This window comes from Acidisphaera rubrifaciens HS-AP3 (genome assembly GCF_000964365.1).
GTDB classification, from domain to species: domain Bacteria; phylum Pseudomonadota; class Alphaproteobacteria; order Acetobacterales; family Acetobacteraceae; genus Acidisphaera; species Acidisphaera rubrifaciens.
On the sequence record NZ_BANB01000613.1, the window covers coordinates 1 to 1339 of the forward strand.

Sequence of the window (1339 nt, forward strand, 5' to 3'; positions counted from 1 at the left end):
GCTGCGGAAGAAAGCGCTGTCCTCGACGATCAGCTGGAGGACGAAAGCATGGTCAACGTCGCCAACATCGAGGGGCAGATGCGTGCCTCCTCGTTGCGCCGCGTCGGCGAACTCGTCGAGCGGCACCCCGAGGAAAGCGTCGCGATCATGCGCGGCTGGCTCGGCCAGGGCGCGGCCGCGCGGGGCGACGCCTGATGGCGGGCACGGACACCGCCTCGCGCCTCGCGGGACCGCAGAAGGCGGCGATCCTGATGATGGCGCTCGGCGAGGAACAGTGCGCGCGGCTGTTCGGCCTGATGCACGAGGACGAGATCAAGGAGATTTCGACCGCGATGGCGCAGCTGGGACCGGTGCGCGCCGACCTCGTGCAGCGTCTCTGCGTCGAGTTCGCCGACAATCTCGGCCAGACGGGCAGCCTGGTCGGCAGCTTCGAGAGTACCGAGCGCCTTCTGTCCAAGACCCTGCCGCGCGAGCGGGCGCAGCAGATCATGGAGGAGATACGCGGCCCCGCCGGCCGCACGATGTGGGACAAGCTCGGTAATGTCAGCGAGGCCGTCCTCGCCAACTACCTCAAGAACGAATATCCGCAGACCGTCGCCGTCGTGCTCTCCAAGGTGAAGCCCGACCATGCCGCGCGCGTGCTGACGCTGCTGCCCGAGCATTTCGCGATGGAGGTCGTGATGCGGATGCTGCGCATGGAAAGCGTCCAGCGCGACGTGCTCGACAACGTCGAGCGCACCCTGCGTTCGGAGTTCATGTCCAACCTCGCCCGCAGCACCCGACGTGACGCGTACGAGATGATGGCCGACATCTTCAACAATCTGGACCGGCAGGCCGAGGCGCGCTTCATCACGGCGCTGGAGGAGCGTAACCGCGACTCCGCCGAGCGCATCCGCTCGCTCATGTTCACCTTCAAGGACCTCGAGAAGCTGACGCCGGGCGCCGTGCAGGTGCTGCTGCGGCAGGTCGAGAAGGACAAGCTGCCGCTCGCGCTGAAAGGCGCGTCCGAGGCGATCCGCGAGCTGTTCCTGGGCAGCATGTCCGAACGCGCCTCGAAGATGCTGCGCGACGACATCGCCGCCCTCGGGCCGGTGAAGCTGCGCGACGTGGACGAGGCGCAGGCGGCGATCGTGACGCTCGCCAAGGATCTCGCCGCGCAGGGCGAGCTGGAGATCGGACAGGGCAAGGACGAGGAGCTCGTTTACTGACATGCGCCTGATCGCGCCCACCGATGCCGTGCCACCCGCCTTCGGCATCCTGTACGCCGAGGATTTCGACCTGCCGCCGCCCGACGTGACAACGGCCGCGTCGCGGCCGGCCGCCGCGTCGCCGGACACCG

Annotated in this window: 1 protein-coding gene and 1 pseudogene; both read left to right on the plus strand. The window is 68.0% G+C overall.

Annotated features, from left to right (window positions below):
- Window positions 1-195 (plus strand): annotated as a pseudogene (locus B8460_RS22175) (hypothetical protein); the annotation flags it as partial.
- Window positions 195-1208: a flagellar motor switch protein FliG gene (gene fliG / locus B8460_RS15380; RefSeq protein ID WP_048862489.1), complete on the plus strand. Its 1014-nt coding sequence runs from the start codon at window positions 195-197 to the stop codon at window positions 1206-1208. The pseudogene B8460_RS22175 and the gene fliG, both read left to right, overlap by 1 nt.
- The last annotated feature ends 131 nt before the right edge of the window (window positions 1209-1339 follow it).